This window comes from Streptomyces sp. NH27, assembly GCF_056859195.1.
The window spans coordinates 1-5562 of the sequence record NZ_JACEGK010000532.1 but is presented as its reverse complement, the minus strand read 5'-3'; the positions used below and the strand labels follow the sequence as shown (position 1 = coordinate 5562).

The following is a 5562-nucleotide window of genomic DNA, read 5'->3' as shown; positions in this document are numbered from 1 at the left end:
AGCTGTGGAGGTACGGGATCGCCTGCACCAGGTCGCGGATGGTCGCACCGGTCTCCCGGCGCACCCGGCGGCCGAGCGTGCCCGCGTCCGGGTTGGCGTCGATCGCCAGGATCTTGTCCTGCCGCTCACCGGCGAGGGTGGCACCCAGCGCGGTGGTCGTCGTCGTCTTGCCGACACCGCCCTTGAGACTGATGACCGCGATCCGATAGCACGACAGCACCGGAGTACGGATCAGCTCCAACTTCCGCTTCCGCTCCGCCTCCTCCTTCTTGCCACCGAGCTTGAACCGGGACGGCTGCGCGTTGGCACCGGGCTTCTTCGGCTTCGGCTGATTCCGCAGCAGCCGGTCCGAACTCAACTCGACCGCCGCGGTGTAGCCGAGCGGCGCACCACCCTGCGCGGTGCGTTGACGCTGGTCGGGCGTCACCGTCGGCCAGCCACCGGCCCGCGGGTCGATGGGAGGGCCGAATCCCTGCGGCGCTCCGGGCTGCTCGGCCCGTGGGTCGACGGGCATGGCACCCGGCTGCGGGGTGCCATGCGGTGGGGTGCCCGTCGGTGGTTCCGGCGGGCCGGCAGTCGCGGGTGCCGCCGGCACCGCGGGTATCGCAGGCGAAGCAGGCGAAGCGGGCGGAGCAGGCGTCGCGGGAACAGCGGGTGTCGCTGGCAGACCGGGCGCCGCGGGCGCCGCGGGCTGGCCCGACTGCGGGAACCCGTATCCGCTTCGCGCGGGCAGCGGCCGCGGCGCTCCGGCGGTCCCGGGCTGCGGCTGCTGGTTCTGCGGTAAACCGGCGCCACTCTGGAGGAGGGGCCGGCGCAGGATCTGCGTGCGCGGCTCCTCCTCTTCCTCTTCCTCTTCCTGCGGCTGCTGCTCCTGCGGCGCGGCCGCGGGTGCCGACGGCGCCGCCCCGGACGTCCCGGCCGAGGCGTCCGGCCCGGGCACCGCGTCCTCGGGCTCCTCGCTGTCCGGCTCGGCGTCCGGCGCGCTCACCATGTACCAGGTGGGCAGCCGCGATCTGATCGTCAACTCGCTGGTGCGGTCGGACTCCGACAGGTCGTCGCCAGGACCGGCCCCGCCCGCGCGGTTGTAGTCCCGATCGCTGCTCACGCTGCCTCCTGGTCTGCTGTCCTCAACCGCCCCGCACCCTTCCAAACAGTCCGTCGCCGACCCCTGCCCCGTTCAGGGAAAGCCTAGGCAACCGATCGCGAACCTCACAGGCCCGCGCATCGCCGTTTGTGTTATAGCGGACGATCATGTGGGAGGGAAGCGCCCCACGGCAGCTGCAAAGTCTTGATCGTTGGGATGTCTACGCAGGTCGGGTGGGTTGCTGGGGGGATGCGGACGGCGACCGTGATCATGACCGTATGTGACGACGGTCAAGAACAGGTGGCCGTGCAGCCCACGATAGCCGGGTAGAGGTGGATGAGGGCCTTCGGGGCGTTGAACTCCACGTTCTCCGCACGGAAGTCGAGCCGGCACCGGATCACGCGAGCGCGGCGCGGCGCAGCCGCTACCGCGGGTCGAGGCCGTTGGAACGGGCGACGCCGCCCAGCCAGGCCAGTGACGGCTTGGGGGTGCGCACGAAGGTCTCCCGGTCCACGGAGATCAGGCCGAAGGTGGGGCGATAGCCGGACGCCCACTCGTAGTTGTCCAGCAGGCTCCAGTGGAGGTAGCCCTCCACCCGCACGCCGTCGGTGATGGCCGCGTGCAGGCCGGCCAGCGCGCCGCGGGTGTAGTCGATCCGTCGGGCGTCGTCGGCGGTGGCGATGCCGTTCTCGGTCACGAAGACCGGCGTGCCCCCGGTCTTCTCCCAGGCGCTGCGCACCCCCAACTCCAGCGCCCGCGGGTAGTACTCCCACCCGGTCAGCGTGGTCTCGACGCCTTCGGGCACCTGGCGCGGGCCGTCCGGGCCGATGATCGTCCGGGTGTACGCCTGCACGCCGACCCAGTCGTCGCCGCGCGCGGCCTCCAGGTACCAGTCGTCGCGCTGGTACCCGTAGGCGTGCGCGACCTCCTCGCAGCCCGGCTCGGCCTGGAACGCCTGGGTGGCGACGGTCCATCCGGAGCGGACCCCGCCCACGCCGGACAGCACCTCGCGCGAGCGGTGGTGGCAGTCCAGCAGCGCGTCCGCGACCTGGAGGTCCGGCGCCGGGAGGCCGTACGCGACCAGGTTCGCCGGGTCGTCACCGCCCGCGATCATCGCCGCGATGTTGGGCTCGTTGATGGTGCAGACCCACTTCACCTCGTCGCCGAGGATCGGCAGCGCCAGCTCCGTGAACCGCGCGAAGCGGTCCGCGGCCTTGGGGCTGCGCCACATGCCCTCCTGCGCGAACCAGCGCGGGACGGTGAAGTGCATCAGCGTCACCATCGGGGTGATGCCCAACTCCAGCGCGGTGTCCACCATGCGGCGGTAGTGGTCGATCGAGGCGCGCGAGACCACGCCCTCCTCGGGCTCGATGCGGCTCCACTCGATGCTGAACCGGTACGTGTCCAGGCCCGCGTCGCGCAGCAGGGTCATGTCCTCGCGGAAGCGGTGGTAGCTGTCGCAGGCGTCGCCGGAGGGTTCGACGATGCTGGTGCCGGGCGCGTGTTCGCGCGGCCACCAGTCGTTGTTGATGTTGTTTCCCTCGATCTGGTGGGCGGCGGTCGCGGAGCCCCACAGGAAACGGTCGGGGAAGTGCAGCACGGAGAAAACCTCGTTCGTGTGAGAAAAGTGACGACCGGTCAGCGGGTGTGCGACCAGAAGTCGGAGAGCAGGTTCGCGGTGGCGACCGGGTTCTCCTGGTTGGGCGGATGACCGGCGTCGGCGATGACCTCGTAGCGCGCGCCGAGGCGTTCGGCCATCGTGCGCCGCCACTCCTGCGGCCAGGCGTCCGCCGTCCCGGTCATGCCGCGCCTAGGCGGGTCCGCCGGGGCCGGTGGTCGCGAAGCGGCGCGCGGGCTGCGGGATGGAGTCCAGCAGCCGGGTCGTGTAGTCGTGTTCGGGGAAGCGCAACACCTGGGCGGTCGGCCCGGACTCCACCACCCGGCCCTGGTGGAGCACCATGATCTTGTCGGTCACCACCCGTGCGGAGAGCAGGTCATGGGTGATGTAGAGCAGGGAGACGCCGAACTCGCTGCGCAGGTCCCGCAGCAGCGCCAGCACGCCGGCCCGCAGCGAGACGTCGAGCATGGAGACCGGCTCGTCGGCGATCAGCACCTGCGGGTCGCTCGCCAACGCGCGGGCGATGACCACGCGTTGGCGCTGGCCGCCGGACAACTCGTGCGGCAGCCGCGCGGCGAACTGCTCGACCGGGGTCAGCCCGACGATCTCCAGCAGTTCGAGCACCCGCTTCCTGGCCTCCGCCCCCTTGCGCCCGGTGAAGTTGACCACCGGCCGGGTGAGCGTGTATTCGACCGTGTGCAGCGGGTTGAGCGCGGAGTACGGGTCCTGGAAGACCATCTGGACGTCGGCGTGCAGCTTGTGCAACTGCCGGCGGCGCAGCTGGTCCACCCGCAGCTCGCCGAAGGAGACGGTGCCGCTGCTGGGCTGTTCCACCCCGGTGATCAGCTTGGCCAGGGTGGACTTCCCCGATCCGCTCTGGCCGACCAGGGCCATCGACTCGCCCGGTTCCAGCCGGAAGGAGACCCCTTCCACGGCCGTGACCGGGGTGTCCCCGCGCCGCCGCCCGGGGTAGACGCGGCTGACGTCCGCCACGACGACGGCGTCCTGTGCGGCCGCGCGAGCGCCCGTACGGCTGCCCGAGCGAGCGCCCGCGTGGCCGCCCGCACCGCCGCCGGCCCGGTCGTGGCCCGCGCCGGCCGCCGGCGCCGTCGTCGTATCCCGCTCGGCCGCCGGCAGGCCCGGCAGCTCCACCACTTCCGCGCGCGGGTCGGCGTAGTGGCCGAGCAGCGTCTGCGTGTACGGGTGTTGGGGCCGCTGGTAGATGTCCCGGGAGGGGGCGTCCTCCACGATGACCCCGTCCTTCATCACCATCACCCGGGCCGTGGACTCCAGCACCACACCCAGGTCGTGGCTGATCAGGACCGCGGTGAAGCCCTCGCTCTCCTGCAGTTCGCGGATGGTGCGCATCACCGCGTGCTGGACCATCACGTCCAGCGCCGTGGTGGGTTCGTCGAAGACCATCATCCGCGGTTCGAGGGAGAGCGCCAGGGCGATGGAGACGCGCTGCCGCATGCCGCCGGACAGCTCGCCCGGGTAGCGGTCGAGTACGGACCCGGTCAGCTCGACCTTCTCCAGCAGCTCCACCGCCCGGCCGCGCCGCCGCGGTCGCGGCACATGGCCGTGGGCGGCGAAGATGTCGCCGAAGTGGTGGCCGATGGTGCGTACCGGGTTGAGCGCGTTCATCCCGGACTGCAGGACCATGGCGAAGCCGCCGCGGCGCTGCACCCGCACCTGCTCGGTGTCCAGCCCGGCGATGTCCGTGCCGTCGAAGAGGATCTGGCCGTCGGAGATCCGCGCCGGGGGCTTGGCCAGCCGGGTCAGGGCGAAGCCCAGGGTGGACTTCCCCGATCCCGACTCGCCGACCAGGCCGACGAACTCGCCCTCCGCCAGGCGGAAGGAGGCGTCCTTGACCGCGGTGGTCGGCTCGGCGCCGCGCGGTTCGTAGACGATGCTGAGGTTCCTGACGTCGAGCAGGCTCATCGTCCGTTCCCTTCCCGCAGCCGCGGGTTGCTCAGCCCGTCGACACCGAAGTTGACCAGGGTCATCGCGGTGGCCAGCAGCGCGACGCACAGCCCTGGGGCGAACAGCAGGATCCACTGGCCGGTGAGGAGGGCGTTGGAGTTCTGCGCCCAATAGAGCATCGAGCCCCAGCTGACCGTGAAGGGGTCGCCGAGCCCGAGGAAGGACAGCCCGGACTCCGCCAGCACCGCGGCGGTGGCCGCGCCGAAGAAGGAACCGGCGATCATCGAGGTCATGTTGGGCAGGATCTCCCGGAACACCACCCGGGTCGCGCTCTCGCCGCTGAACAGCGCCGCGGTGACGAAGTCCCGGCTGCGCAGCGACTGGGTCTGCGCCCGCAGCACCCGCGCTCCCCAGGCCCAGCCGGTGATCACGACCACCAGCACGATCATCTTCAGACCGCCGTTCTGCATGTAGGCGGCGATGATGATCATCAACGGCAGGCCGGGGACCACCAGGAAGAGGTTGACGACGAAGTTGACCACCTCGCCGAGCCAGCCCCGCAGATAGCCCCAGGACAGCCCGACCGCCACCGCGACCAGCGTGGACAGGCCGCCGGCGACGAAGCCGACCAGGATCGACACCCGCGCCCCGTAGAGCAGTTGGGACAGCACGTCCTCGCCGGCGCCGGTCGTGCCCAGCAGGTGGGCGGAGCTGCCGCCGGTGTCGGGCGGGAAGTCGTTCGCGTGCGGGGAGTACGGGGCGATGAGCGGCGCGAAGATCGCCACCAGGACGAAGACCGCGAGGATCACCAGGCCCACGCGGGCCTTGCCGTTGCTCCACACCGTGCCGAACGAGCGGCCGAAGAACTGGAGCGTGCGCACCGCGCCCGAACTCGACGGCGCCGCGGGCGCGGTGGCGGCCGGCGCTGCCGAGGGGG

The 5562-nt window shown here is 71.4% G+C and carries 5 protein-coding genes; all 5 read right to left on the bottom strand.

What is annotated here, in order from left to right:
* Positions 1-1105: nucleotide-binding protein (locus AC13HU_RS31160; protein WP_483045325.1), on the bottom strand; the 1105-nt coding region annotated here is incomplete at its 3' end.
* Positions 1106-1508: 403 nt separating this feature from the next.
* Complete coding sequence (locus AC13HU_RS31155) at positions 1509-2684, bottom strand: glycoside hydrolase family 1 protein (RefSeq protein ID WP_483045324.1); 1176 nt, start codon at positions 2682-2684, stop codon at positions 1509-1511.
* Positions 2685-2722: 38 nt separating this feature from the next.
* A complete protein-coding gene (locus tag AC13HU_RS31150) occupies positions 2723-2887 on the bottom strand; it encodes an alpha/beta fold hydrolase (RefSeq protein WP_483045323.1) in 165 nt (54 codons plus the stop codon).
* A 7-nt stretch (positions 2888-2894) separates the two neighbouring features.
* Positions 2895-4643 carry an ABC transporter ATP-binding protein gene (locus AC13HU_RS31145; protein WP_483045322.1) on the bottom strand — a complete coding sequence of 583 codons (1749 nt, stop codon included), beginning with the start codon at positions 4641-4643 and terminating at the stop codon, positions 2895-2897.
* A partial coding sequence (locus AC13HU_RS31140; RefSeq protein ID WP_483045321.1) for an ABC transporter permease occupies positions 4640-5562 on the bottom strand: 923 nt, incomplete at its 5' end. The genes AC13HU_RS31145 and AC13HU_RS31140, both read right to left, overlap by 4 nt.